The 26412-nt window shown below is 70.2% G+C and carries 27 protein-coding genes; 11 read left to right on the top strand and 16 right to left on the bottom strand.

Translation table 11 applies throughout. The features are described from left to right. Window positions 1-116: 116 nt before the first annotated feature. A complete protein-coding gene (locus AC57B8_RS21910; RefSeq protein WP_062480404.1) occupies window positions 117-1004 on the bottom strand; it encodes a gamma-glutamyl-gamma-aminobutyrate hydrolase family protein in 888 nt (295 codons plus the stop codon). A 105-nt stretch (window positions 1005-1109) separates the two neighbouring features. On the opposite strand from AC57B8_RS21910, the gene AC57B8_RS21905 reads away from it, so the two are divergent. Beyond that, window positions 1110-2165 carry a TIM barrel protein gene (locus tag AC57B8_RS21905; protein ID WP_495261322.1) on the top strand — a complete coding sequence of 352 codons (1056 nt, stop codon included), beginning with the start codon at window positions 1110-1112 and terminating at the stop codon, window positions 2163-2165. Here AC57B8_RS21905 and AC57B8_RS21900 read toward each other — a convergent pair. Continuing rightward, window positions 2162-3460 (bottom strand): aspartate aminotransferase family protein, encoded by a 1299-nt coding sequence (locus tag AC57B8_RS21900; RefSeq protein ID WP_496480758.1) that lies wholly within the window; start codon window positions 3458-3460, stop codon window positions 2162-2164. The genes AC57B8_RS21905 and AC57B8_RS21900 overlap by 4 nt on opposite strands. A gap of 120 nt (window positions 3461-3580) precedes the next feature. Here AC57B8_RS21900 and AC57B8_RS21895 point away from each other — a divergent pair, with 120 nt between their 5' ends. Then, entirely contained in the window at window positions 3581-4057 is a 477-nt protein-coding gene (locus tag AC57B8_RS21895; RefSeq protein ID WP_159274176.1) for an Lrp/AsnC family transcriptional regulator, read from the top strand. A gap of 11 nt (window positions 4058-4068) precedes the next feature. Here the strand turns inward: AC57B8_RS21895 and pdxR are convergent, their stop codons facing one another. Beyond that, complete coding sequence (gene pdxR, locus AC57B8_RS21890) at window positions 4069-5535, bottom strand: MocR-like pyridoxine biosynthesis transcription factor PdxR (RefSeq protein ID WP_496480757.1); 1467 nt, start codon at window positions 5533-5535, stop codon at window positions 4069-4071. 87 nt (window positions 5536-5622) lie between these two features. Here pdxR and AC57B8_RS21885 point away from each other — a divergent pair, with 87 nt between their 5' ends. The 5 genes from AC57B8_RS21885 (at window position 5623) to AC57B8_RS21865 (ending at window position 9941) form a co-directional block, all read left to right on the top strand. Further along, entirely contained in the window at window positions 5623-6873 is a 1251-nt protein-coding gene (locus tag AC57B8_RS21885; RefSeq protein ID WP_496480756.1) for an MFS transporter, read from the top strand. Window positions 6874-7426: 553 nt separating this feature from the next. Further along, window positions 7427-7696, top strand: a complete 270-nt coding sequence (gene infA, locus AC57B8_RS21880) for a translation initiation factor IF-1 (RefSeq protein WP_062482563.1) — start codon at window positions 7427-7429, stop codon at window positions 7694-7696. A gap of 121 nt (window positions 7697-7817) precedes the next feature. After that, window positions 7818-9260, top strand: a complete 1443-nt coding sequence (dbpA, locus tag AC57B8_RS21875) for an ATP-dependent RNA helicase DbpA (protein ID WP_070063311.1) — start codon at window positions 7818-7820, stop codon at window positions 9258-9260. A 94-nt stretch (window positions 9261-9354) separates the two neighbouring features. Further along, window positions 9355-9525 carry a hypothetical protein gene (locus AC57B8_RS21870; RefSeq protein WP_167395080.1) on the top strand — a complete coding sequence of 57 codons (171 nt, stop codon included), beginning with the start codon at window positions 9355-9357 and terminating at the stop codon, window positions 9523-9525. Window positions 9526-9617: 92 nt separating this feature from the next. Continuing rightward, a complete protein-coding gene (locus AC57B8_RS21865; protein WP_095747332.1) occupies window positions 9618-9941 on the top strand; it encodes a hypothetical protein in 324 nt (107 codons plus the stop codon). Between the two features lie 13 nt (window positions 9942-9954). On the opposite strand, the gene AC57B8_RS21860 is transcribed toward AC57B8_RS21865, so the two are convergent. Beyond that, window positions 9955-10842 (bottom strand): LysR family transcriptional regulator, encoded by an 888-nt coding sequence (locus tag AC57B8_RS21860; protein ID WP_369630696.1) that lies wholly within the window; start codon window positions 10840-10842, stop codon window positions 9955-9957. Between the two features lie 89 nt (window positions 10843-10931). Between AC57B8_RS21860 and AC57B8_RS21855 the strand changes: the two genes are divergently transcribed. Then, entirely contained in the window at window positions 10932-11822 is an 891-nt protein-coding gene (locus tag AC57B8_RS21855; RefSeq protein ID WP_495272653.1) for an EamA family transporter, read from the top strand. Window positions 11823-11826: 4 nt separating this feature from the next. On the opposite strand, the gene AC57B8_RS21850 is transcribed toward AC57B8_RS21855, so the two are convergent. The 11 genes from AC57B8_RS21850 to AC57B8_RS21800 form a co-directional block, all read right to left on the bottom strand. Then, window positions 11827-12753, bottom strand: coding sequence for a fatty acid desaturase family protein (locus AC57B8_RS21850; protein ID WP_496480755.1), 927 nt, complete (start codon window positions 12751-12753; stop codon window positions 11827-11829). A gap of 78 nt (window positions 12754-12831) precedes the next feature. Then, window positions 12832-13500 carry a GntR family transcriptional regulator gene (locus AC57B8_RS21845; RefSeq protein WP_496480754.1) on the bottom strand — a complete coding sequence of 223 codons (669 nt, stop codon included), beginning with the start codon at window positions 13498-13500 and terminating at the stop codon, window positions 12832-12834. A 44-nt stretch (window positions 13501-13544) separates the two neighbouring features. Continuing rightward, window positions 13545-14819, bottom strand: coding sequence for an FAD-dependent oxidoreductase (locus tag AC57B8_RS21840; RefSeq protein WP_496480753.1), 1275 nt, complete (start codon window positions 14817-14819; stop codon window positions 13545-13547). Beyond that, window positions 14816-15064 carry a (2Fe-2S)-binding protein gene (locus AC57B8_RS21835; RefSeq protein WP_496480752.1) on the bottom strand — a complete coding sequence of 83 codons (249 nt, stop codon included), beginning with the start codon at window positions 15062-15064 and terminating at the stop codon, window positions 14816-14818. Before AC57B8_RS21835 ends, AC57B8_RS21840 begins: the two co-directional genes overlap by 4 nt. Further along, window positions 15061-16170 (bottom strand): NAD(P)/FAD-dependent oxidoreductase, encoded by a 1110-nt coding sequence (locus AC57B8_RS21830; protein WP_496480751.1) that lies wholly within the window; start codon window positions 16168-16170, stop codon window positions 15061-15063. Before AC57B8_RS21830 ends, AC57B8_RS21835 begins: the two co-directional genes overlap by 4 nt. 11 nt (window positions 16171-16181) lie before the next feature. Beyond that, window positions 16182-17117: a 4-hydroxyproline epimerase gene (locus AC57B8_RS21825; protein ID WP_496480750.1), complete on the bottom strand. Its 936-nt coding sequence runs from the start codon at window positions 17115-17117 to the stop codon at window positions 16182-16184. 15 nt (window positions 17118-17132) lie between these two features. Beyond that, window positions 17133-18275: a branched-chain amino acid ABC transporter substrate-binding protein gene (locus AC57B8_RS21820; protein WP_095948363.1), complete on the bottom strand. Its 1143-nt coding sequence runs from the start codon at window positions 18273-18275 to the stop codon at window positions 17133-17135. 444 nt (window positions 18276-18719) lie between these two features. Continuing rightward, window positions 18720-19697, bottom strand: a complete 978-nt coding sequence (locus AC57B8_RS21815; protein WP_496480749.1) for a tripartite tricarboxylate transporter substrate-binding protein — start codon at window positions 19695-19697, stop codon at window positions 18720-18722. A gap of 39 nt (window positions 19698-19736) precedes the next feature. Beyond that, entirely contained in the window at window positions 19737-20942 is a 1206-nt protein-coding gene (locus AC57B8_RS21810) for a M20 aminoacylase family protein (RefSeq protein WP_496480748.1), read from the bottom strand. Between the two features lie 96 nt (window positions 20943-21038). Further along, window positions 21039-21893 carry a pirin family protein gene (locus AC57B8_RS21805; RefSeq protein ID WP_496480747.1) on the bottom strand — a complete coding sequence of 285 codons (855 nt, stop codon included), beginning with the start codon at window positions 21891-21893 and terminating at the stop codon, window positions 21039-21041. Beyond that, window positions 21890-22480: an NADPH-dependent FMN reductase gene (locus tag AC57B8_RS21800; protein ID WP_496480746.1), complete on the bottom strand. Its 591-nt coding sequence runs from the start codon at window positions 22478-22480 to the stop codon at window positions 21890-21892. The genes AC57B8_RS21805 and AC57B8_RS21800 overlap by 4 nt, the downstream gene beginning before the upstream one ends. A 139-nt stretch (window positions 22481-22619) precedes the next feature. Between AC57B8_RS21800 and AC57B8_RS21795 the strand changes: the two genes are divergently transcribed. Continuing rightward, window positions 22620-23549 (top strand): LysR family transcriptional regulator, encoded by a 930-nt coding sequence (locus AC57B8_RS21795; RefSeq protein WP_496480745.1) that lies wholly within the window; start codon window positions 22620-22622, stop codon window positions 23547-23549. A gap of 38 nt (window positions 23550-23587) precedes the next feature. Then, entirely contained in the window at window positions 23588-24064 is a 477-nt protein-coding gene (locus tag AC57B8_RS21790) for an FKBP-type peptidyl-prolyl cis-trans isomerase (protein ID WP_062473516.1), read from the top strand. A 69-nt stretch (window positions 24065-24133) separates the two neighbouring features. Here AC57B8_RS21790 and AC57B8_RS21785 read toward each other — a convergent pair whose 3' ends face one another. Further along, window positions 24134-25711 carry a CYTH and CHAD domain-containing protein gene (locus AC57B8_RS21785; protein WP_496480744.1) on the bottom strand — a complete coding sequence of 526 codons (1578 nt, stop codon included), beginning with the start codon at window positions 25709-25711 and terminating at the stop codon, window positions 24134-24136. Between the two features lie 164 nt (window positions 25712-25875). Here AC57B8_RS21785 and AC57B8_RS21780 point away from each other — a divergent pair, with 164 nt between their 5' ends. Then, window positions 25876-26292 carry a VOC family protein gene (locus AC57B8_RS21780; protein ID WP_159274192.1) on the top strand — a complete coding sequence of 139 codons (417 nt, stop codon included), beginning with the start codon at window positions 25876-25878 and terminating at the stop codon, window positions 26290-26292. The last annotated feature ends 120 nt before the right edge of the window (window positions 26293-26412 follow it).

Raw genomic sequence — 26412 nt, 5'->3', positions numbered from 1 at the left:
GGCGCAGGACACTGGGTGCTTCCCGCAGCGAAATCAAGGAGGAGGCCGCAGGCCGGGGGACATTCGCGGAGGGAAGTACCCGGTGGCCTGTGCACGCGCCCCGAACCGCAGCGCCGTCAGCGCCGCAACAACGCCTGCCGCAGCAACCGCGCCGCCCGGTTGCGAATGCGCCCCTGCATCTCGCGCATGCTGGTGCGCGGCGCCACGCGGGCGGTGGCGCAGGCCCACAGGAAGTCGTGCAGGATCGGTGTGTCGTCCACGGTCTCGGTGCTGCCGTACTTGTGGAACTCGGGGTGCCACTGGGTCGCCGCAATGTAGCCGCGCCCCTTCTCGGGCCGGCGGCGAATCGCCTCGGGCACGCGGTCGGGCAGGCTCCAGGCCTCGATCTCGAAGCCGGGCGCGAGCCCCTTGATGCCCTGGTGGTGGATGCTGTTGACGCGTGCCGTGCGCACCTCGGGGTACAGCTTCGCCAGGCGCGTGCCTTCGACGATCTCGATCTGGTGGAAGTTCTGGTCGTAGGTCACCGGGTCGCGGTGGCGCACCGTCTCGGGGTGGCCGTGCTGCTCCTCGATGTCCTGGTAGAGCGTGCCGCCGAAGGCCACGTTGATCAGCTGCAGGCCCCGGCACACGCCGAAGATCGGCTTGCCGGCCTGCTCGAAGGCTTCCACCAGCGCGAGGTCGTACAGGTCGCGGATCTGGTCGCCGATCCAGGCGTCTTTCAGCGGCTCCTCGCCGTAGCTGCCGGGCCAGACGTCGGCGCCGCCGTGCATCACCACGCCGTCGAGCCATTCGGCGTAGTGCGACAGCTTGGTGTCGCCGCGCGCCGTCTCGCCCGTGGGGCAGGGCACCATCACCACCATCGCGCCGGCCGACATGAGCCAGTGGGCGATCGATTGTTCGACGTACTGCAGCGTCTTGTTCGTGAAAAGCGAGCGGGCCGGGTCGGCGTGCGAGAAGCAGGCGGACAAGCCGATCTTGAGCCGGGCGGCGACAGGCTGAGACATGTCGATGGGTTCCCTGTGGACAAAGTTCATTGTGCGCCCATCGAACTTCGGTCGTGTGTCAGCCGAACCCCCGAAGTATGCTGTGCGGCGCATCAGGAGACACGCATGAAGACGATCAAGGGGCCGGGCATTTTTCTGGCCCAGTTCGCGGGCGACACGGCCCCGTTCCACTCGCTCGACGCCATCGCCGGCTGGGCCGCGGGCCTCGGCTACCAGGGCGTGCAGATCCCCAGCTGGGACACGCGCCTCATCGACCTGAAGCGCGCCGCCGAAAGCAAGACCTACTGCGACGAGATCAAGGGCACGTTGGCCGGCCACGGCCTGGAGATCACCGAGCTCTCGACCCACCTGCAGGGCCAGCTGGTCGCGGTGCACCCGGCCTACGACGCGGGCTTCGACGGCTTTGCGGCGCCCGAGGTGCGCGGCAACCCCGTGGCGCGCCAGCAGTGGGCGGTGCAGCAGCTGCACCATGCGGCCAAGGCCTCGGCCAACCTCGGGCTCACGGCGCACGCGACCTTCTCGGGTGCGCTGGCCTGGCCGTACCTGTATTCGTGGCCGCCGCGCCCGGCCGGCCTCATCGAGGAAGCCTTCGACGAACTGGCGCGCCGCTGGCGCCCGATCCTCGATGCCTTCGATGCCGTGGGTGTCGACGTGGGCTACGAAATCCACCCCGGCGAAGACCTGCACGACGGCGTGAGCTACGAGATGTTTCTGGAGCGCGTGAACAACCACCCGCGCGCCTGCCTGCTCTACGACCCGAGCCACTTCGTGCTGCAGCAGCTCGACTACCTGGCCTACATCGACCACTACCACGAGCGCATCAAGCTCTTCCACGTGAAGGACGCCGAGTTCAACCCGACCGGCAAGCAGGGCGTGTACGGCGGCTTCCAGAGCTGGATCAACCGCGCCGGGCGCTTCCGCTCGCTGGGCGACGGGCAGGTCGACTTCAAGGCCATCTTCTCGAAGATGGCGCAGTACGACTTTCCGGGCTGGGCGGTGCTCGAATGGGAGTGCTGCATCAAGCACCCGGAAGACGGCGCGCGCGAAGGCGCCACCTTCATCCGCGACCACATCATCCGCGTGGCCGACCGCGCCTTCGACGACTTCGCGGCGGGCGGGGCGGACGTGGCGGCGAACCGACGGATGTTGGGAATCGGCTAACTCGTCGAGCGGATCGCGTCGTCGAGTATTTCCAGGCCGCGGTCGATTTCTTCCGGCTTCACATTCAGCGGCGGCGCGATGCGCCACACGGCCGCCATGCCGCCGACGGCCACGATGTTCATGCTCAGTCCGCGCGCCATGCAGGCGTCGGTGATGGCGCGGCCACGCTCGGCGTCGGGTTCGCGGGTCTCGCGGTCCTTCACGAGTTCCACGCCCTGCAGCAGGCCGTGGCCGCGCACGTCGCCGATCACCTCGTGCCGCGCCTTCAGCGTGGCCAGGCCCCGGCTCAGCCGCTCACCCATGGCGGCGGCGCGCTGGTTGAGCCCTTCTTCCTCGAGCACGTCGAGCACTGCCAGCCCGACCTCGGCCGGCAGCGGGTCGGACACGTGCGAGGTGACGTGCACGAAGCCCTTCTCGTGGCAATCCTGTTCGATCGCTTCGCTGGTGACCGTGGCGCCGATCGCCAGGCCACCGCCCAGCGTCTTCGAGACGGTGAGGAAGTCGGGCACCACGCCAATTTGCTCGAACGCGAAGTTGCTGCCCAGGCGGCCGAAGGCGGTCTGCGCTTCGTCCAGGATCAGCAGCATGCCGCGCTCGCGGCACTTGGCCTGCAGCTTCGGGAAGTAGCCGGTGGGCGGCACGATCACGCCGCCCGAGCTCAGCACCGGCTCGGCGATGAAGGCCGCGAGCGAGCCGCTGGACTGCGCATCGACCATGTCGAAGCCGACATCGAGGCAGGTGGTGTCGCAGGCGTCGCGGCAATGGCGGATGGGGCAGCGGTAGCAGTTCGGCGCGGGGATCGACATGGTGCCGGGCTTGCGCGGCCCGTAGTCGACGTGGTGCCGGCCGGCGAAGGTGAGCGCGGCCATGCCGCCATTCACGCCGTGCCAGCCGCCGTTCAGTCCCACGATCTCGTAGCGGCCGGTGGCCACGCGGGCCATGCGCGCGGCGGCCTCGTTGGCCTCGCCGCCGGTCGACAAAAACAGCGATTTCGACAGCGACGGCGGCAGCATCGCCGCCAGCCGCCCGGCCAGCGCCGGCACGGCCGGCCCGACGAAGCCGCTGTACAGGTGCAGCGCGCCTTCGCAGGCCTTCTCGATGGCCGCGACGATGCGCGGGTGGTTGTGGCCGATGGTGGCGCACATCTGGCCCGAGGTGAAGTCGAGGATCTCGCGCCCGTTCGCGTCCCACAGCGTGGCGCCGCGCGCCTTGACGATGACATGCGGGCTCAGCCCCATGCCGTAGCGCACGAGGTGCTTGCTGACCACGGGGTCGTAGGTTGCGCCTTCGGCCATCGGATGCTCCTTGTTCGTCGGGGGAGCCCCAGCGTAGCCATCGGCCGCGAAATCCGGTGTCGTTGTGCGGGCCCGAAAACGAAGCCGATTGCGTGCGCCTTGCGCCACACTGGCGGCACCATGAAAACCGGCACCCTCGATCGCATCGACCAGTGCATCCTGGCCGAACTGCAGGCCGACGCGGGCCTGCAGAACCAGACGCTGGCCGAGCGCGTGAACCTCTCGCCCTCGGCCTGCCTCAAGCGCGTGCAGCGGCTGCGGCGCGCGGGCGTGATCCGCGAAGAAGTGGCCATCCTCGACGCCGCGCGCGTGGGCTTTCCGGTGCTGGTGATCTCGCGCGTGTCGCTGCGCAGCACCACGCGCGAGGCGATCGGGGCCTTCGAGCGCAAGGTGCATGCGCTGCCGCAGGTGCTGCAATGCCATTGCGTGGCCGGCGAGACCGACTTCGTGCTCGTGATCTGCGCGCGCTCGCTGCCCGACTACCAGGCCTTCGCGCAGGAGCAGCTGGGCGACGCGCTGGAGCTGGAGAACTACTCGAGCGACATCGTGCTGTCGACCACCAAGTTCACGACGCGGCTGCCGCTGGACAGCGCCTGAAGGCGCCGCCGCTACAGCAGGCGCACCAACCGCCGGATGGCGCCGTCGATCTGCGACTCGGCAATCAGGCCGAAGCCGAAGGCCAGGCCGTTGGGCGCGTCGGGCGCCTGCGGATCGAGTGCGAAGCGCGACAGCGGCGGCAAGGTGATGCCGGCCGCCGCGGCGCGCTCGACCACCGCATGGTCCCGCGCGCCGCCGTGCAGCCAGGCCGACAGGTGCAGGCCGGCATCGGACGGAATCGCCTCCAGCCGGCCCGCGCCGTGGCGCGCCAGCGCGTCGAGCAGGGCGCTGCGCCGTGCGCCGTACAGCTTGCGCATGCGGCGGATGTGGCGCGCCAGGTGCCCTTCGGCGATGAAGGCCGCCAGCGCCTCCTGCCCGAGCACCGGGCCGTGCCAGTCGGCCAGCTCGCGCGCCCGCACCAGCGCCGCGCGGGCCCAGGGCGGCGCCACCACGAAGCCCAGGCGCAGCGCGGGGAACAGGCTCTTGGAGAAGGTGCCGACGTAGAACACCGAGCCGGCGCGGTCGAGCGTCTGCAGCGCGTCGAGCGGGCGGCCGGCAAAGCGGAACTCGCTGTCGTAGTCGTCCTCGATGAGCACGGCGTTGCGCGCCCGCGCAAAGGCCAGCAGGGCGGCCCGGCGCGGTGGCGACATCGCCACGCCGGTGGGGAACTGGTGCGAGGGCGTGACGCAGACCACGCGCGCCTCGGGCGGAATGCGGTCCACGCACAGGCCTTCGTCGTCGGTCGGCACCGTGACCACCTTCGCGCCGGCCGCCAGCATGGCCTCGCGCAGCGAGGGATAGAACAGCTGCTCGACCGCCACCACCGTGCGCCCCGGCACCACCAGGATGCGCGCCAGCAGCCCGAAGGCCTGCTGCGCGCCAGCCGTGACCACGATGTCGTCGGCCGTGCAGCCGACCGCGCGCGTGAACGACACATGCGCCGCGATCGCCTCGCGCAGGGCGCCCTGGCCCTGGGGGTCGGCGTAGTCGGCGGTCTGGCGCGCCACGCGGCGCAGCGCGCGGTCGGACAGGCGGCGCCAGATGTCGAACGGAAAGGCGCCGACATCAGGCAGGCCGACGCGGAAGTCGTCGCGCGCGGCCCGCGGCTGCAGCGTGGGGGCGAGGTCGGCCCCGGGCACGTTCAGCGGCACCAGCCGCGGATCGCGCCGGGGCGCGGCGCCCGCCTCCTTGGGCGTGGCCCGGCCGCGCCGCAATGCCGGCAGCGTGTCGGCCACGAAGGTGCCGGAGCCCGGACGCGCCAGCAGGTAGCCCTCGCTCAGCAGCAGGTCGTAGGCCGCCAGCATGGTGTTGCGCGACACGCCCAGCCGCTGCGCCAGCGCGCGCGTGGCGGGCAGGCGCGCGCCGGGCTGCAGCCGGCCGTCGAGGATGGCGTCGCGCAGCTGGCGGTGCAGCGCGCGCAGCAGGTCGCGCGAACCGGCGGCCGGCAGGCGCAGGGCAAGCTCGAAAAGTGGCTCCATGATCTTTGCCGATTGTGGTTCTTTTGAAGAGCCGCCTGCAAACCTATTCTGGAGGCCTTGGAACACCCACCCATGGAGTCCTTCACCATGCACACCGCTCCTGAAACCCCGCAGCAACCGCCGGCCGAACGCCTGCCCCTGGGCCTGGCCTGGCTCGCGCTGGGCGCCTTCGCCATCGGCACCGAAAGCTTCATGGTCGCCGGCCTGCTGCCGGTGCTGGCGGCCGACCTGCAGGTCAGCGCCGCGCGGGCCGGCCAGCTGGTGCTGCTGTTCGCGCTGAGCTATGCGATCGGCTCGCCGCTGATGGCCGCGCTGCTCGCGCGCTTCGGGCGCCGCCCGCTGCTCATCGCCAGCCTGGCGACGTTCGCGGGCCTCACGGCGGCGGCCTCGATGGCGCACGGCATCGCGCAGCTGGCCCTGGCGCGCGTCGCGCTCGGGCTGGTGGCGGGCGTGTTCCTGCCGACGGCCAGCGCGGTGGCGGCGGCGATGGTGTCGCCCGCGCTGCGCGGCCGGGCGCTGGCCATCGTGACCGGCGGCGGCACCGTGGCGGTGGCGCTCGGCGTGCCGCTGGGCGCCTGGATCGCGGGCTGGGGCGGCTGGCGCACGGCCTACCTGCTGATCGCTGCGGTGGCGGCGCTGGCCACCTGGGGCCTGTGCGTGGGGCTGCCGCGCACGCTGGCGCAGGCCCCCACTGACGCGGCCCCGCGCACCTCGGCCTTCGCCGTGGCGCGCGAACCCGGCGTGGCGCCGGCGCTGCTGGCCACGGTGCTGTGGGCCACGGGCGGCTTCAGCTTCTACACCTACATCGCGCTGTTCCTCGGCCACACGCTGGGCTTCGGGGCCGAGGGCGTGGGCGCGGTGTTCTTCGCGATCGGCGTGGCCGCGGCGCTGGGCACCGCGACCGGCGGCTGGGCCACCGATCGTTTCGGCGCCGACCGCATGGCGCGGGGCTTCGCGCTGGCGCTGGTGGTGATCATGGGCGGGCTCTCGTTCGCCGCTCAGATGCTGCCGCGCGGGCTGGCGCTGCCGCTGATCGTGGGCCTGTCGGCGCTGTGGGGCTTCGCCGGCTGGGGCTTCGGCCCGGCGCAGGCGGTGCGGCTGATCCGGCTGGCGCCCGAGCGCGCACCGATGACGCTGTCGCTCAACGCCTCGGCGGTCTACCTGGGCATCGCGGCGGGCTCGGGGCTGGGCGGCGCGACCATCGCGTGGTTCGGCGTGAGCGCGGTGGGCTGGGTGGGCGCCGCCGCCCAGCTGGCGGGGCTGGTGCTGCTGTGGCGCGCGGCGCGGCGGGCCCGGTCGGCCGCGCCTGCGGCACCGACAGCACCTGCCTGCGCCTGATCCTGCGACGGGTTGCTATATTTTCAATAGCTACATTGATAGGATGGATGGCCCTTCGGGGCCTTTTTCATGCGGGCGTTGTTTTTAAGACAAGCAACTGTCATGCCCTGCAAGCTATAATGTCGGGTTCGTTTCGATACCACGACGAAGAATTTCGTCACCCCCGCCGGCCGATCTGCGTTGCCATCCGAATCCGGGATCCAGGATTCATCAGGCTTCTCGTTTCCAGCCCTCGGGCCACGCCGGCTTTCACAGTGTGTTGGAGCGCCAGACCGGGCGCCCATGAATGCCACCACTGCCTTCGTTCCTGTTGAAGCGAATCGCGCGTGCGGCGCGTCCGTTCTCACTAATTTTTCGGCATTGCGCGCCCCGCACCGGCACGCAGCGCCCCAGGCTTCATGGACACTTTCGCAACAGCATCGCGGTGGGCAGGTTTCTGCTTCCCGCACCGCAACGACAGATTCCTGGACGCCGGCTGACCCGCCGGCCGACTGAAACCAACACGCCCATCTTCATCTCCAACACACATCGAACGATTCAGAGGTAATCACACATGCCCAAGGAAGAACTGATCGAAATGAACGGCGCAGTGACCGAAGTCCTGCCCGACTCGCGCTACCGCGTCACGCTCGACAACGGCCACCAGCTGATCGCCTACAGCGGCGGCAAGATGCGCAAGCACCACATCCGCATCCTGGCCGGCGACAAGGTCTCGCTCGAGCTGTCGCCCTACGACCTGACCAAGGGCCGCATCACGTTCCGTCACCTGGAACGCCGCGGCCCCCCGCCGACCAACTCGGGCAACAACACGCCCCGCCGCTGAGCGACGCCCGGCCGGCCTTGCAGAGCGCCCTCCCGGAGGGGGCCCTGCAAGGCCTTTGTCTTTTCCGGGCCGTCACTTTTTTCCTTCTCGCGTTTTCCTGTCTGTCTCCGGCTGCCGAACGATGAACTCCACCACCTCCCCAGCCGGCGGCCTCCAGGCCGAACCCCACGGCTTTGCCACGCTGGCGCTGTCGCCCCAGATGCTGGCCAACCTCACCCAGCTCGGCTACACGCAGATGACGGCCATCCAGGCCGCCGCGCTGCCGCCCGCCTTGCTCGGCAAGGACCTGATCGCCCAGGCCAAGACCGGCAGCGGCAAGACCGCCGCCTTCGCGCTGGCGCTGCTGTCCAACCTGAACCCGCGCCGCTTCGCCATCCAGGCGATGGTGCTGTGCCCCACGCGCGAGCTGGCCGACCAGGTCACGACCGAGATCCGCCGCCTGGCGCGCGCCGAAGAAAACATCAAGGTCGTCACGCTGTGCGGCGGCGTCGCGCTGCGCGGGCAGATCGCCAGCCTGGAGCACGGCGCGCACATCGTGGTGGGCACGCCGGGCCGCATCATGGACCACCTGGAGCGCGAGAACCTCGACCTCTCGGCGCTCAACACGCTGGTGCTCGACGAGGCCGACCGCATGCTCGACATGGGCTTCTTCGACGACATCGTGAAGGTGGCGCGCCAATGCCCGAAGGAACGCCAGACGCTGCTGTTCTCGGCCACCTACCCCGAAGGCATCGCCAAGCTCGCGCAGCAGTTCATGAAGAACCCCGAGCAGATCACGGTGCAGGCCCAGCATGAGGGCAGCAAGATCCGCCAGCGCTGGTACCAGGTGAAGGACAGCGAGCGGCTGCACGCCGTGAGCCTGCTGCTGGACCATTTCCGTCCCGTGAGCACGCTGGCCTTCTGCAACACCAAGCAGCAGTGCCGCGACCTCGTCGACGTGCTGCAGGCGCAGGGCTTCAGCGCGATGGCGCTGTTCGGCGAGCTGGAGCAGCGCGAGCGCGACCAGGTGCTGGTGCAGTTCGCCAACCGCAGCTGCTCGGTGCTGGTGGCCACCGACGTGGCGGCGCGCGGGCTCGACATCGCGCAGCTCGAAGCCGTGATCAACGTCGACGTGACGCCCGACTCCGAAATCCACATCCACCGCGTGGGCCGCACCGGCCGCGTGGGCCAGCAGGGCGGCTCGGAAGGCCTGGCGCTGAACCTGGCCAGCATGAACGAGATGGGCTTCGTCGGAAAGATCGAGCTGCTGCAGGGCCGCGAGTCCGAATGGCACCCATTGGCCGAGCTCACGCCCGCCAAGGGCGCACCGCTCACGCCGCCCATGGCCACGCTGCAGATCGTCGGCGGGCGCAAGGAAAAGATCCGCGCCGGCGACGTGCTGGGCGCGCTGACCGGCGACTGCGGCTACACCAAGGACCAGGTCGGCAAGATCAACGTCAACGAGTTTTCGACCTATGTCGCGGTGGACCGCGGCATTGCCGAAGAAGCCGCCCGCAAGCTCGGCAACGGCCGCGTGAAGGGCAAGAGCGTCAAGGTGCGCCTGCTGACACCGCAGTCGACCTGACATCCCTCCCATGCTCCTGTTTGGGCGCTTGGCAGACGAAATCTGCCGATGTGGCCTAATCGGGGGTCGAACATCTTTTTTATCCGAGCTTTCCATGCCCAAGAAAATCCGTACCGAAGCCGACCGTCTTGCCAGCCCGAAGCCGACGCCCATGCCCGGCTACACCGTGCCGCGCAACGGTGGCGGCCAGAAGATCAGCCTCGAGCGCGGCACCGCCACGCGCAGCAAGAAGAACCCGGGCAAGCGCCCGAGCAAGGGCGGCTGATCCAGCCCCCGCGGCTCTTTCTTCGGAGCCACGACGAACGCGCCCCCCGGGCGCGTTTTGTCATTGGGGCCTGCCCTGCATCACGCGCCGCCATGTCCGACGACAACCAGATCTACATCCCGCCCTCGTTCTTCGCGGTCTACAGCGACGCGCGCCAGCGCCTGCGCGAACCGATCGACGTGGTGCGCGCGCGCTACGAGATCTGCGAAGACCTCGCCGGCCACCTCGTGGGCCATGCGCAGATCCAGCACCACACCGAGGTGCCGGTCGAAAGCGAGATCCTGCGGCGCATCCACGCCGGGCTGGCCACGCCGGAATCGGGCGTGTCGGTGCCCGAGGCCGGCTGGATCGTGCAGCGGCTGGCCGAGCTGCTGGGGTGGGAAGCGCCCGAGATCGCCGAGCCGGCGGGCGACTAGCCCCCCGCGCGCCTCACCGCGCCGCGAACCGCTCCAGCAGGAAGTCGACGAAGGCGCGCGTCTTCGCCGCCAGGTGACGCGACGGGTACACGGCGTACACCGGCGTGCGATCCGCCTCCCAGTCGGCGAGCACGGCTTCGAGCCGGCCCGCCGCCAGTTCCTGCTCGACATAGATGCGCGGCACCAGGCTCAGGCCGAAGCCCGCGAGCAGGGCGTCGCGCACGGCGATGCTGGAGCTGACCTTGTAGCGCCCGTCGATGGGCACCGCCACGCTGCGCCCGGCGCGGCGGAAGGTCCATTTGTTCGCGTGGCCCGACAGCGTGAACTGCACGCACTCGTGGGCCTTCAGGTCTTCGGGCGCGGCGGGCCGGCCGTGGGCCGCGAAGTAGCCGGGCGCACCGCACAGCACGTGGGTCATGGTCATGAGTTCGCGCGCGACCAGGCTCGAATCTTCCAGTCGGTCGCTGCCGCGGATCGCGAGGTCGTAGCCCTCGCCGATCAGGTCGGTGCGGGTGTCCTGCAGGTTCAGCTCGAGCCGCAGGTTCGGGTGGCGCGCCATGAAGGCGGGGATGTGCGGCGAGATGCAGGTCAGCGCGAAGGTCAGCGGCGCGCTCACGCGCAGCACGCCGCCCGGGCTCGCGCCCACGGGCGCCAGCGCGGCGTCGGCCTCGTCCAGGTCGTCGAGGATGCGCGCGAGCCGCTCCACGTAGGCCGCACCGGCCTCGGTGAGGCTCATGCTGCGCGTGGTGCGGTTGATCAGCCGCACCTTCAGGTGCGCCTCCAGCTCCGCGATGTTCTTGCTGACGGCCGCCGCCGACAGCCCCAGCTGCCGCGCGGCGCCGGCGAAGCTGCCCGCCGCGGCGGTGGTGCGAAAGACCTTGAGGGCGGTGAGATGGTCCATGGGCCGGCGCTCGATTAACGACTGTCAGTAAAGAATCAATTCATTATTCGAGCATTCACAACCACAGGTCAACGCCCTAGATTCGAGCCATGACCTCCCGCACCACCGACCTCCTGCTCACCGCGATCGCGCCCGCGGTCTGGGGCAGCACCTACATCGTGACCACCGAGCTGCTGCCGGCGAACTACCCGCTGACGGTGGCGCTGCTGCGCGCGCTGCCGGCGGGCCTGCTGCTGATGCTGATCGTGCGCCAGCTGCCGCCCCGGGCGTGGTGGGGGCGCATCCTGCTGCTGGGCGCGCTGAACTTCTCGGTGCTGTGGGCGATGCTGTTCCTGGCCGCCTACCGGCTGCCGGGCGGCGTGGCGGCCACCATCACCTCGGTGCAGCCGCTGTTCGTGGTGTTCCTGGCCGGCCTGCTGCTGGGCGCGCCGGTGCGTGCGCTGTCGGTGGCTGCGGCCGTGATCGGCATGGGCGGCGTGGCGCTGCTGGTGCTCACGCCGAACGCCGCGCTCGACGCGCTGGGCATCGCCGCGGCGCTCACGGCGGCGGTGTCGATGGCCTTCGGCACGGTGCTCAGCCGGCGCTGGCAGCCGCCGGTGTCGGCGCTGACCTTCACGGCTTGGCAGCTGACGGCCGGCGGCCTGCTGCTGCTGCCGGTGGCGCTGTGGCTGGAACCGCCGCTGCCCGCGCTCACGGCGATGAACTGGGTCGGCTTCGCCTGGCTCGGCCTGGTCGGCGCCGCGCTCACCTACATCGTGTGGTTCCGCGGCGTGGCGCGGCTGGAGCCCTCGGCGATCGCGCCGCTGGCCTTCCTGAGCCCGGTGACGGCGGTGATCCTGGGCTGGGCCTTGCTGGGCCAGAGCCTCTCGGGCTGGCAGATGGCGGGCATCGGCATCGTGATCGCGAGCATCTGGCTGAGCCAGCAGGCGCAGCGCGGTGCGCAGCCGGTGGCGGCGGTGCAGCCCGCACCCAGCCGCTGAAGGCTTACGCCACTGGCGCTGCCTGGCGCAGCAGCTGCAGGTAGCCGGGCTGCACTTCCATGCACGCGGTCGCGCCCTGGCGCTGCAGCAGGCGGTGCGCCTTCGGCAGCGCCCAGCAGGGCAGGTTGGTGAACATGTGGTGCTCGCAGTGGTAGTTGACCCAGTAGGGCGCCACGAAGATGCGTTCGAGCCAGCCGGCGTGCGTGGTGCGCGCCTGGCGCAGCGGGTCGGCTTCGTTCTGCGCCACCAGCGCATGCTCGGCGATGTTGCGCACGCGGCTCACGAGCGGCAGCCAGGTGGCCATCGGCAGCAACCACATCAGCACCCAGGCCCACCACACGCCGGCCAGCGTGAAGGCCAGCAGGCCCAGGCCGTTGCCGATGAGAAAGCGCCGGTCCTTTGCCAGCTCGCGCCCGCACACGCGCAACGCCGATTCGCCCGGCGCGCGCTGGCGCAGGGCATCGCCGATGTGCCCGAAGCGCTGCTTGTAGAAGGTCTGGCCGCTCAGGTCGCGCACGACCTTGCGCCACATCGAGTCGCGCGAGATCGGGAAGGGCGCCGACAGCACCAGGTCCGGGTCTTCGGTCTGCTGCACGAAGCGGTGGTGTTGCAGGTGATACGGCCGGTAGTCGCGCAGCGTGGGCGAGCACAGCCAGTAGCCGACCCAGTCGTTCACCTTGCGGTTGCGGTGCAGCCCCGCGTGCGCGGCGTCGTGCATGAGGATGAACAGGCCCAGCTGGCGCGTGCCGACGATCGGCACCATGAGCGGAATGGTCCACGGCCACACGATGCCCACGAGCATCGCGGCGCCGATCACGCCCCAGCAGTGCGCCACCAGCCACAGGCCCCGCCAGGACGAGCGCGCGGTGAGCGATTGCCACTCGTCGGGGGTGAAGAAGTCTTCGGGTCGAGCGCGGGGTGCAGCGGCCATCGGGCCAGTATGCGGTGAAGGCACCGGCAGATCACGCGTAGTTCCCCGGTGTGGGCGGGGCAGGCGAGGCCCTTCGGCCTACTTGTCGATGATTTTCCGGGCGAAGACTTCGAGGTAGTCCATGAGCCGCTCGGCGCCCGCGATGGCCGCGGCCTCGTCGCCGGTGGCGATGCCCTGCGCCAGTTCGAGGTGCGCGTTGGCGCCCTCGACGATCTCGCCCTCGTGCTGGTAGGCGTACCAGAAGCGCCGGCACTGCACGATCAGCGGCACCACCGCCTTCACCGCCGAGTCGTTGTGGCTCGCCTGGTGCGTGACGAGGTCGAGCGCGCGGTCGGCCTGCATGTAGTCGTTCAGGTCGCCGCGGCCGGCGGCTTCGACCATGGCCTCGGCGCAGCGCACGATGGCCTGGCGCTGCGGCGCGGTGGCGCGGCGCGCGGCGCAGGCGGCAATCAGCTGCTCGAGCACGCGGCGGGTCTGGATCACGTCCAGGTGGTCGGCCAGGTCGATGGTCGACACCAGCAGGCCGCGGCGCGGCTGCTGCACGATGAGGCCGATCGACACCATGCGCATCAGCGCCTCGCGCACCGGCGTGCGGCCCAGGCCCGTGCGCTCGGCCAGCTCGGCCTCGACGATCTGGCTGCCGGGCTCCAGCTGCATGGTGGACAGCAGCGCCTCGATGGCGTCGTAGGCCAGGTCGGCCGCGCGGCGCTTGGGCGGGAGTCGGGGAGCGGTCTTCGGGGCAGCCATGGTGGGGGTGTGGATGTGCTCGTGCGTGTGCGGATGCGTGGCCGTCATTGTCGGGCGTCGCCGGGGGCTGCAAGCCCGGCCAGTGTCTCGATGCGCACCGGCACCAGCGGCGGGCGCGGCGCGGGCGGCGTCCAGCCGAACAGGAACTGCGCCGCGTCGCCGCACACGCGCCCCTGGCAGGCGCCCATGCCGCAGCGGCGGTGCAGCTTGGCGTCGGTCCAGCCGGTGCAGGCCGAGAGCGCGGCAAAGGGCACGTCCTCGCAACGGCACACGAGCGTGTCGGGACGGGGCAGGGCCTTGAGGTCGTCGGCCAGCGCGAAGCGGCGGTGCAGTTGGGCGGCGAAAGCGTCCCAGCGGGCGCGTTCGCGATCGTGCGCGCGGGCCTTGGAGGTCTCGCCGACGGCGGCATGGCCGGCGATGGTGCCCTGCACCAGCGCGCGCTCGCTGCCGCCGAAGCCGGTGCACTCGCCCGCCGCGTAGATGTCCGCGACGCTCGTGGCCTGCAGTGCATCGACCTCGAGCCCCGGCCCCGCCAGCGCGCAGCCGAGCAACTGGCCCAGCTGCGTGTTGGGCGTGAGGCCGAAGCCGCAGGCGATGCGGTCGCAGGCCATCTCGACCTCACGGCTGCCTTCGCGCAGCCGCACCGATTCGACCTGCGTCGTGCCCTGCGCCGAGACGATGCGCGACGCGGTGCGATAGTTCGCATCGGCCAGCGTGAGCGCCTGCACGGCCTTGCCGGGCCAGCGCACGAGGCTGGCACCGAAAGCCGCGACCGAGGCGAACGAGGCCTGCTCGGCGATGCGCAGCACCTGCGCGCCCGCCGCCTTGGCAGTGGCGGCGGCGGCCAGCAGCAAGGGCCCGCTGCCGGCGATGACGATGCGTTCGCCCTCGACCGGCAGGCCGGCCTTGATCAGCGCCTGCAGCCCGCCCGCGCCCGTCACGCCGGGCAGCGTCCAACCGGGGAAGGGCAGCAGCAGCTCGCGGGCGCCGGTGCACAGGATGAGCTTTGTCCATCGCATGCGCGTCGCGCCCTCGGCGTCTTCGAGCAGCAGTTCATGCGAAGCAGGCGCAGCGACCACACGCGTGCCGCTGCGCACGCGCAGGTTCGCGTGGCGTGCGAGCGCCTCGCGCCATTGGCGTGCCGACGGCGGCAGCGACGCGCCGGGGCCGTCGCGCCAGATCTGTCCGCCGGGCGCGGGGTTGTCGTCGATCACCACGACCGATGCGCCACTGGACGCCGCCGCCACGGCCGCGGCCATGCCCGCGGGGCCCGCGCCGACGACCAGCACATCGCAGGTTTCGAGCGTGACGCCGCTCATGCCGTCGTCTCCACACGCATGCCCTCGGCGCACACGGTCTGGCAGGCGAGGCGGCGCCGCCCGTCGATCTGCACGCGGCACTCCTGGCACACGCCCATGCCGCAGAACGGCGCGCGCGGCTGGCCCGTGACCGAGGTGCGCGCCGCGCCCATGCCGCCGGCGATGCGCAAGGCGGCGGCGACCGAGCTGCCAACCTTCACGCGCACGGGCTGTCCGTCGATGTACAGCAAGGTCTGAGCGCTCATGCCCTCTCCCGCAGGCCGCGCGGCGCATACGGCGCGGCGTCGAAATCGGGCGCTGCGCCGGTCATCAGCGCCGCGAGCACGTGCGCGCTGCCCGGCGCCGTGGTCACGCCCAGCCCTTCGTGCCCGACCGCGAGCCAGAGCTTCTCGCGCCACGGGTGCTTGCCCAGCAGCGGCAGGCCGTCGGGCGAGGCGGCGCGCAGGCCGGTCCACGCGCGCACGGCGTTCAGGTCGGCGAGCCCCGGCAGGTAGTCGAGCGTGCGCTGCAGCATGCGCGCGAGCATCGGCGCCTCCACGGCCAGGTCGGTCGTGTCGAACTGGCGCGACGAGCCCACCAGCAGCTGCCCCGTGGGGCGCGGCTGCACGTTGAAGGCGACCGAGTCGCCGTCGCTGTGATGCGCGCTGGTCACGTAGCCGAGCTCGACGAGCTGGTGGCGCACCGTGCCCGGGTAGCGGTCGGTGATGAGCAGGTGGCCCTTCTTGGGGCGGATCGGCAGCTCGGGGCACAGCGTCGTCGCCTCGATGCCGTTGGCGAGCACGACCTGCGGCGCGGTGCGGCGGCTGCCGTCGGCCAGGCGCAGGGTGCCGTCGTCCTCGATGGCCTCGACCTTCGCGTGCTCGACCTGCACCAACGCCGCATGCTGCGCGAGCAGCCAGCGCGCCGCGTTCGGCGCATACAGGATGCCGTCGCCCGGCACTTCGAGCGCGCCCGACAGGCCGGGGCGCAGGGCAGGCTCGGCGCGCGCGAGTTCGGCCGCGCCCAGCAGCCGGCTTTCGATGCCGAGCGCGCCCAGCCGCTGCTGCTTGCGTTCGGCCTCGGCCATTTCTTCGTCGTTCGCCGCGATCCAGAGCGTGCCGCAGGGGCTGTAGGCGCAGTCGGCGCCCAGGCGCGGCGCGAGAGCGCGCCATTGCGCGACCGAGTGGCGGCTGAGTTCGAGCTCGGCCGCGTTGTCGTCCATCACCACGAGGTGGCCCATGCCCGCGCCAGTGGCGCCACCCAGGCGCGCATCGAGCACGCGCACGCGCACGCGGCGCCCAGCCTGCGCCAGCGCATGGGCACACGCCGCGCCGACGATGCCGGCGCCGATGACGATGACGTCCGCGTCCATGCGCCCCGGTGTCAGAGGCGGATGCCCCAGCCGAAGGGGTCTGTGTCGTCGATGAGCAGCGTGGCCTCGGCGCTGATGTGCGCGCGGCCGCGCAGCGTGGGAATGACCTGGTCGCCGTCCATCGCGTAGCTCGCCTCGAAGACGCTGCCGATCACGCTGGCCTGCCGCCACACCGCACCCGGCGCGAGCTTGCCGTCGGCCGCGAGGCAGGCGATCTTGGCGCTGGTGCCGGTGCCGCAGGGCGAGCGGTCGTAGGCGTTGCCGGGGCACAGCACGAAGTTGCGGCTGTCGGCGCCTTGGTCGTCGTTCGCGAAGAGTTCGATGTGGTCGATCTCCGCGCCGTTCGCGCCCGTGATGCCCTGCGCTGCCAGCGCCTTGCGCAAGGCGGCCGTGTAGTCGGTCAGCGCCGCGAGGTTGTCGCTCGCCACGCGCTGGCCGTGGTCGCTCACCAGGAAGAACCAGTTGCCGCCCCACGCCACGTCGCCGCGCACGGTGCCGTGGCCCGGCAGCTCGACCACCACCTGGTGCAGGTGCCGGTACGCGGGCACGTTGCGCACGCTCACCGAGCCGTCTTCGTGCAGCGTGGTCGTGACGGTGCCGACAGGCGTCTCGATGCGGTGCTCGCCCACGCCGATGCGCCCCATGTGCGCCAGGCTCGCGACCAGCCCGATGGTGCCGTGGCCGCACATGCCCAGGTAGCCGGCGTTGTTGAAGAAGACCACGCCGGCCGCCGCATCGGGCGACACCGGCTCGCACAGCAGCGCGCCGACCACGACGTCGCTGCCGCGCGGCTCGAGCACGGCGGCTGCGCGCCACTTGTCATGTTGATCAGCCAGCAGCGCGCGGCGCTCGGCCATGGAGCCTTTCCCCAGATCGGGAAAGCCGCCGATCACAAGGCGCGTGGGCTCGCCGCCCGTGTGCGAGTCGATGACCTGGATGCGTTGCATGGGTGTGGGGCTCGCTCAGTAACTGGCAATGGGCACGGGGGCCGCGTTCTTGAAGGTGAAGACGGTGATGGGCGCCTGCTTCATGTTGCCCTTGTCGTCGTACGCGTAGGTGGCGGCCACGCCCTTGTAGGTGGCCTTGTAGAGCTCGGCGCCGACCTTGTCGGGGTCGATGGCGTTGGCTTTCTTCATCGACTCGCCGATGAACAGCACCTGGTCGTAGTACGAAGCGGCGTACGCGTCGGGGTCGACGTTGAAGCGCTTCTTGAACTTCTCCTTGAAGGCCGGGCCGCTTTGCGCCTTCTCGAGCATGGAGCCGCCCTGCGCGCAGAACACCAGGTCGTTGACCGCGTCGCCGCCGATCTTGCCGGTGGCCGGGCTGCACACGGTGTCGCCGCCCAGCAGCTTGCCGGGCACGGCCAGCTGCTTCATCTGGCGCGCCATGGGCGCGGCCTGCGGCGCATAACCGCCGAAGAAGATCGCCTCGGGCGCCTTGCCCTTCATGTTGGTCAGGATGGCGGTGAAGTCGACGGCCTTGTCGGTGGTGAACTCCTGGCCCACGATGGTGAGGCCCTGCTTCTTGGCCTCTTTGGTGAACTCTTCAGCGAGGCCCTGGCCGAAGGCGGTGCGGTCGTCGATCACGCCGACCTTCTTCACCTTCAGTTCCTTGGCCGCGTACACGGCCATGGCGCCGCCGATCTGGTTGTCGCTGGCAATGATGCGGTACAGGTTCTTGTAGCCGCCCTGCGTGACCTTCGGGTTGGTGCCCACGGTGGAGACCAGCGTGCCGCCGTCGCTGTAGATGCGCGAGGCCGGAATGGCCACGCCCGAGCAGTACGGGCCCATGACGAACTTGACGCCGTCGTCGACGAACTTTTGCGCCACGCTGACGCCGGTCTTGGCGTCGCACTGGTCGTCTTCGGAGACCAGCTCGAACTTCAGCGTCTTGCCGCCGACGCTGAGCTTCTTCGCATTGAGCTCCTCGATGGCCAGGCGGATGCCGTTTTCATTGTCCTTGCCCGCGAAGGCGTTGGGACCCGACAGCGGACCGCTGTGGCCGATCTTGACCACCTGCTCCTGTGCCTGCGCGGGACTGGCCACGGCCAGGGCGACCAGGCCCGCGAGACTGAGTGAGGAAACCATGCCTGCTTGTGACTTCATGCTTCTTCCTAGGGTTGGGAACAATGAAAAACGACAGGGCCCTCGTGCATGGAGACCTGTCTCAGTTTAAATATATTAAGTACATATCTTGTAGATATCTGTGGGGCAAGCGCTCTTTCGGTGGCTGGGGTTCTGTGATATCTGTGAACGAACGGGCCGTTCGGGGCGCGATCCCGCCGACGGGGAGCCTTGCTCCGCGAATGTCCCCCGGCCTGCGGCCTCCTCCTTGATTTCGCTGCGCAAGGCACCCCATCGACGTGATCGGGTCAGTGCGGTGGTTGATCGGCGAAGAACCCACAGCGTGCCCCGTGCCCGGGACACTGGGTGCTTCCCGCAGCGAAATCAAGGAGGAGGGGCGAAGCCCCGGGGGACATTCGCGGAGGGAAGTACCCGGTGGCCCGGGCACGCGCCCCGAACAGGAGCGCCAACCCAAGCAAGCAAAGGTCAGTCGACCTTCGCCCCCGAAGCCTTCACCACCACCCCCATCGCATCCCAATCCGCACGCAGCAGCTTCTGGAAAGCTTCGGCACTCTGGCTGCGCGGCTCCACGCCCAAGCGCTTGAAGCGTTCCTGGATCGCCGGATCGGCCAGCACCTTGTTGGCTGCCGCGTTGATGCGCTCGACCTCGGCCTTCGGCGTGCCCGCCGGCGCCAGGAGGCCAATCCACGAATCGAAGGCGTAGCCCGGCAGGCCGCTCTCGCCCACCGTCGGCAGCTTCGGCAGGAAGGGGCTGCGTGCCTGGCCCGTGGAGGCCAGCAGCTTCACGCGTGCGTCGTCCTGGAAGCCCATCACGCCGATGCTCGACGAGATCACCGCCTGCACGCGGCCCGCGAGCACCTCGTTCACGGCCTCGCCGGTCGACTTGGTCGGGATGTGCGTCATCTGCAGGCCCGCCTTCGCGAGGAACGACGCCATCGCCAGGTGCGTGGCACTGCCGTTGCCGGCCGAGGCGTAGTTGTACTTGCCGGGGTTGGCCTTGACCTCCTTGATGAAGTCGGCCGTGGTCGCCACGTTCATGCCGCTGGCCACCGCCAGCACGTAGCCCGCGTTGCCCACGTTCGCCACGCCGACGAAGTCCTTCAGCGGGTCGTAGGGCAGCTTGCTGTACAGGAAGCCCGCGATGTTGTGGCTGGCCGCCGCCAGCACCAGCGTGTTGCCGTCGGCCGGCGCCTTGGCCGCCACCGCCGCGCCCACCGTGCCGCCCGCGCCCGCGCGGTTCTCGACGATGGCGCTGCCGCCGAGCGCGACGCCCAGCTCGTTGTTGAAGGCGCGCGCCACCGTGTCCTGCACGGCGCCCGTGCCGAAGGGCACGATGATGTGGATCACGCGCTGCTGCGCGTGCGCGGCACCAAGGCCGCCGCCCAGGGCCACGGCGGCTGCAAGCGCAGCCAGCGAACGTCGGGTGAACAGGGGAAAAGTCATCGAGGTGGCCGCTTTCATCGTCAACAAAGAAGTCGTTTTTCAGGTGCCCGACGGCAGCCAGCGCTGCACCAGCTTCACGAAGTAGCTGGCACCGATCGGGATGATCTCGTCGTTGAAGTCGAACGAGGTGTTGTGGATGATGCAAGGGCCGGGCCCGTGGCCATCCAGCCGGTGGTCGCCGTCGCCATTGCCGAGGAACGCATAGCAGCCGGGCCGTGCGAGCAGCATGTGGGCAAAGTCTTCGGCGCCCATCACGGCGGGAAAGTTGTCGGTGACCATGTCGTCGCCCACCACCTCGCGCATCACGCCGGCGGCAAAGCGCGCCTCGGCCGGATGGTTCACCGTCGGCGGCGAGGAACGGTTGAAGTACACCTCGGCCGTGCAGCCATGCGCCGCCGCCACGCCGGCCGCCACTTCGCGCAGCCGCGCCTCGAGCTTGTCGATGGCCTCGATGGAGAAGGTGCGGATCGTGCCGCCGACTGTCGCCACATCGGGAATCACGTTCGGCGCATCCGAGCCCTGCAGCTGCGTGACCGCCAGCAGGGCGCGCTCGGTGCTGGGAATGGTGCGCGCCACGATGGTCTGCAGCTGCTGCGCCAGCGTGACCACCGCGGCCACCGGGTCGATGCCGGTGTGCGGCATCGAGGCGTGCGTGCCGCGCCCGTGCACGGTGATCTTGTAGGTGTTGCTCGACGCCATCAGCGCACCTTCGTTGAGCGCGAAGCGGCCCACGTCGCCGACGGGAAAGTTGTGCAGCCCGAAGACCGCGTCGCACGGAAAGCGCTCGAACAGGCCCTCGTCGATCATCTTCTTGGCGCCGGCCTTGCCCATCTCCTCGGCGGGCTGGAAGATGAAATGCACAGTGCCGTCGAAATCATCCGGCCCTTGTTGCGACAGATGCCAGGCGGCGGCCAGCAGCATCGTCGTGTGGCCGTCGTGGCCGCAGGCGTGCATGCGGCCGGGGTTCGTCGACTTGTGGGCGAACTCGTTGGCCTCGTGCAGCGGCAGCGCGTCCATGTCGGCGCGCAGGCCGATGGTGCGGGCCCCCGTGCCCTTGCGCAGCACGCCGACCAGGCCCGTGCCCGCGATGCCGCGGTGCACCTCGATGCCCCATTCGGTCAGCAGGCTCGCCACCTTCTCGGAGGTGCGGTGCTCCTCGAAACCGAGTTCGGGGTGCGCGTGGATGTCGCGCCGGATGTCGATGAAACGGGTGGCGTGGGCGGCGAAGGCGTCGACGAGATTCATGGCGGGCGGCTGCGGGATCGTTCGCGAAAAACAGAAGCGAACGATTCTGGCGCAGCCGCCCGCGCGGCGCATGCTGGCTTACGCGCAGTTCGTCGCTCAGGCGAGCCGGCCTTGCGCGCGCAGCGTCGCGCCGATGCGGCGGATCTCGGCCTCGCCCCGGTCGAGCGTCGCGCGGCTCGTGTGCACCGAGTAATGGCCCATCACCAGCTCGTGCGGATGCGGCACCGCCGAGCCGAGCACGAAGGCCGTGTCGCCCTGCGCCACGACGTCGATGGCCGCACCGGATTCCTCGAACACCGCGAGCTCGCCCGTGCCGATGGGGCCGCCGGTGCCGTCGCCCGCATCGAGCCGGCCCGCGTTCACCGCCACCCAGCCCACCGTGTGGCCGGCGGGCGGCGTGTAGCGCCAGCGTTCGCCGTCCTTGAGCTGCACGGCCAGGTAGTTCATCGGCGAGGGCGCCGGAATGGGGCTCTGCGCCGCGCCGTAGCGCCCGAGCAGCACGCGCGCCGGGCCTTCCTGCGGCACCTGCGAAGGCGCGAGGTAGATGCTCTGCGCGGGCGCGTTTTCTTCGGCGGCCGGCAGCGCCACCCAGAGCTGGAAGCCCTGCACGCGCGTCACGCCCGGCGCCGGTGCGCCCGTGTGCCACACGCCGTTGCCGGCGCGCATCCATTCGACGCCGCCGCCGCGCAGCACGCCCTGTTCGCCGGTCGTGTCTTCGTAGAGCGTGTCGCCTTCGATGAGCCACGTCAGCGTGGCGATGCCCGAGTGCGGGTGCAGGCCGAAGCCCTTGTGGCCGCCGTCGACATCGAAGCCGAACAGGTCGAGGAACACGAAGGGCTTGAGGTACTCGCCCAGGTCGCCGGGGCTCATGAGCCGCGTGATCGGCCCGTGCTTGGCGCCGCGCGTGCGGTAGACGATGGCGCGGGTGTCGGTGGCAACCACTGCGCTCATACGGCCTCCCTGACGGTCTTCAGTGCGCGGGTCCACCACGCCATGTCGTCGAGCAGGCCCGTGGCCGACTGCGCCAGGTGCGGGAAGTCGTCGAAGGACTTGCCCTGCTGCCAGATGCCGAGGAACTCGACCATGCCGATGTGCACCGCGTGGCGCACGGGCGCCATCTGCATCTCGACCGCGACCAGCCGCAGCTGCTCCACCGCGCGCGCTGCGCCCACACCGCCGTAGCCCACGAAACCGATCGGCTTGCGGATGAACTCCTTGTAGGCCCAGTCGATCGCGTTCTTCAGCACCGCGCTCGGGCCGTGGTTGTACTCGGGCGTGACGATGATGAGCCCGTCGAAGGTGGCCAGCTTGGCCTGCCAGCGCTGCGCGGCCTCGTTCTTCACCGGGCCCCAGGCGGGCGCACCGGCTTCGTTGAAGAAGGGCAGCGGGTGCTCGCGCAGGTCGACCAGCTCGAAGGCCAAGTCGGTGCGCTGCTTCGCGATCTCGTGGATCCACTGCGCGGGCTTCTCGCCGAAGCGGCCTTCGCGGGTCGAGCCGATGACGATGCCGATGCGGGGTTGTTGTTGCTGTCCGGTCATGGGGTGCGTGCTCCTGAATGAAATGGGGTGGTCGAAGGCCGGAAAGGCCATGGACTCAAGGTTAGGCACGCACGCATTGATCGACTAGACGGTAGAGTCGGATTGCACTCGTCCATCAATAGAAGGAATAGACCCCGCCATGCTCGACCTCAACGACATCGCCGTCTTCGTGCAGGTGGTGCGCCACGGCAGCTTTGCCGAGGCCGGCCGCCGGCTGGGCCTGCCGCCCAACACCGTGAGCCGGCGCATCCAGCAGCTGGAGGCGCAGCTCGGCACCCGGCTGCTGCAGCGATCGACCCGCAAGCTCACGCTCACCGGCGCCGGACAGGACTTTCACGAGCGCTGCGCCGAGGCGGTCGACGGGCTGGTCGAGGCCGGGCAGGCGCTCATCACCGGCAGCCAGGAACCCAGCGGCCGCGTGCGCGTGGCGGCCACGGCCGACTTCTTCGACTTCTTCCCCATGGCCTGGGTGGCCGACTTCCTGGCCGCGTACCCGCTGGTGCGCGTCGAGTTCGTGCTCAGCGACGCCAAGGCCGACCTGATCGCCGAGCAGATCGACATCGCCTTCCGCGGCGGCGCGCTGGCCGACTCGGGATACGTCGCCCGCCAGCTGCTCGGCCCGCGCACCGACGGCCTCGTCGCCAGCCCCGCCTACCTGGCCGCGCGCGGCACCCCCGCCGCGCTGGGAGACCTGGCCGACCACGACTGCGTGACCCCCGCCCACCCCAGCGGCCGCACCACCTGGCGCCTGACCGGGCCCGGCGGGAAGGAAGAAGAAGTACAGGTCGGCGGCCGCTTCAGCGGCAACACCGCGCAGGCGCTGCGCAAGGCCGCCATCGCCGGTCTGGGCATCGCGCTGCTGCCGCCCGCCATGGGTCGGCTCGATGTGGAGGCGGGGCGGCTGGTGCCGGTGCTGCCGCAGTACCAGCGCACCGGGCACGGGCTGAGCGTGGTCTACCCGAGCCGCAAGCACCTGCCGCGGGCGGTGTCGGCGTTCATCGGGATGGTGACGCAGAAGCTGCGGGAGGAGGAGGCGTTGCCGGATGTGTGGCGGGCGCGGATGACCTGACTTCGGACGCGGATCGATTTCCACAGAAAATGCCCGCCATGAAAATCGAAAAAGACACCGTCGTCACCCTCAAGTACAAAGTCGCCGACGCCCAGGGCAAGCTCATCGAAGCCAGCCCCGAGCCGATGGCCTACCTGCATGGCGGTTACGAGAACACCCTGCCCAAGATCGAGCAAGCGCTCGACGGCCAGGAAAAGGGCTACCAGACCACGCTGAACCTCGCCCCCGAAGACGCCTTCGGCCTGCGCGACGAGGCGCTGGTGCGCACCATCCCCAAGACCGAGTTCCCGCCCGGCGTGAAGGTCGGCGGCCAACTGCAGGGCCGGCTCGACGACGGCACCGAGCACGTCTTCACCGTGACCAAGATCAAGGGCCCGGTCGTGCTGCTCGACGGCAACCACCCCTGGGCCGGCAAGGCGCTGAAGTTCAGCCTGCAGGTGACGGACGTGCGCGCGGCGCTGCCGGTGGAGATCGAGCACCGGCATGTGCATGGGGCGCACGGGCACCATCACTGATCGATGGCGTGACTGACGAACGCCGAGGGCCGCGTGGGCCCGGCGTTCGCTCCGCCAGCTGCTTCCTGGTTACTTCTTCTTCCAGAACCTCGGCGCCTCGCCGATTCTCTCCAGTGCCTCACGGCACGCCGTCGCCCCCGCCGCGCGGCGCGCGCTGAACCAGCCCACCGCGAACCACGCACGCGGGTCGCGCGCCGCGACCTCGCGGTACAGCGCAAGCGCCACCGCCTCGTCGTTGAACGCGCCCAGCGCGTCCTGCGCGGGGCGCAGGGCTTTCAGATAGCGCTCGGCCGCGCCCTTCTTCTTTTTGCCGCCTTCCGCCTCGGCGAACAGCGGCGCCGCGAACTCCGCCAGGTAGCGCAGGCGCTTGAGCCGCTTGCGCGCGCGGTGCTGGTGTTCGGTGGCGAGCGATTCGAAACTCCGGCCGTCGCGCACCGCCTGTTTGTGCAAGCGCTGGAGCCGCTCGCGCAGCAACTGAAGGGCCGCGTCGGCAGCGAGCGGCGTCGGGCCCGTCGACTCGGGTGCGGCAGCGGTGAAGCCGATCAGCGACACCAGCACGTCCTGGAACGCGGCGGCGCGCACGATGTCGCCGGGTGTCGATGCCGGCGCGGCAGACGCATCGCTGGCATCACCCGCCAGCGGATCGACCTCCGGCGCGCCCGCTTCACGCAGCCGCGGCTGCGCGAGCTTCACCACCTGTTCGCGGTCGCGCAGTTCGCCGAGCGCGCGGAAGGCGTCGACCAGCGGCGGCTCCCACATGGCAGCGCCGAAGCGGCTCGTGTCGGCGTCGAGCCCCGCCAGTTCGCGCAGCGCGGTGCGCAGGCGGCGGATGCCGATGCGCAACTGGTGGATCTGCTCTTCGTCGGTGCTGCCCGCGGCGATCTCGCTGGCGTTGGGCAGCATCTGGTCCAGGCATGACGCGACCACGGCCTGCTGGAGGGCGCGACCGTCGCGGCCGTGGGCCGGGAAGCGCGGCGCTTCGGCCTTGATCGCGGGCACGGTCTCTTGCTCGGCCAGCAGGCGCATGCCGCGTTCGGCCTTCGAGACGGTGCTGAACCACAGGCCGTGCTGCTGCGACCAGCGCCGCGCGAGCGCCACGAGCCCCTGCACATCGCCGCTCTTGAGTTCGAGCTCCAGCTCGCACACGGGCGAGGCGCGCTGCGCGGGTGTGCCCGCGTGCGCGACGACCTTGCCGACGTCCAGCGCCATCTCGACCACGGCGCCGGCCGGGCCGCTCACGCGCAGGTCGCGCGTGAGCCGCACGATGTCGGTCGACTGGCGCTCGACCAGCGGCACCGCGCCGCCGTCGGCCGCTTGCAGCAAGCGGGCCAGCCGCTCGCCGACGGGCGTGCCGGCATGGCGTGCGGGGTCGATGGCGGGCGCGGCGGCGCCGGTGCCCAGGTCGACGTTGTGCTCGAGCCGGTGCAGCGCGTTGTCGCCGGCGGCCTTGACCGTCTGCACCCAGCGCCGGCCCTCCTTGCGCAGGCGCAGCACCATGCCGTCGGCCACGAGGCGCTGGTCGGCGGTGTCGAAATAACGGGCCTGCAGGCGCGTGCGCACGACGGCGCCGCGCCGCAATGCGGCTTCGACGGCCTTCAGGCGGCCGGCGGGAATGCAGAACTTGAACTCGATTTCCATGGTGTTCATGATGCCCGCTCTTTTTCCCCCTCAGCGAGGTGGTGCCGGCCGATTTCCGGTGCTTCGAAAAATCATGTGGACACCGTCCATTTTCTTTGATATCTTTGTGGACGGCGTACACAAAGACGTCGGCAAACACCCCATTCACCCTTCATCGACACAGGAAAGACACCATGGCCACCAAGCAGATCTTCGTGAACCTCCCCGTCCGGAACCTCGACAAGAGCAAGGCTTTCTTCGGCGCGCTGGGCTACACCTTCAACCCGCAGTTCACCGACGCCAACGCCGCCTGCATGGTCATCCACGAGGGCAGCATCCACGCGATGCTGCTGATGGAGGACTACTTCAAGACCTTCACGAACCAGGGCATCGCCGACGCCCGCAAGGAGAACGAGGTGCTGGTGTGCCTGTCGTGCGAGAGCCGCGCCGAGGTCGACGAGCTGGTCGCCAAGGCGGTGGCCGCCGGCGGCACGACGCCGCGCGAGCCGAAGGACTACGGCTTCATGTACGGCCACGGCTTCCAGGACCTGGACGGCCACATCTGGGAACTGGTCTACATGGACCCGAACGCCGAGATGCCCCAGCAGTGACCGTGGGGGCCGGACGATGCCCATCGTTCCATATGCGCTCTTGATCGTTGCGCGGAAGGCACCTACCGAAAGGCGGCGGCGCCCCGATATTCCTGGTTCCGGCGCGGCCCGCATGGCGGC

Source organism: Variovorax sp. BGA-UO-ETr-C22, from assembly GCF_059567965.1.
This window is presented reverse-complemented; position numbering and strand designations above follow the sequence as displayed.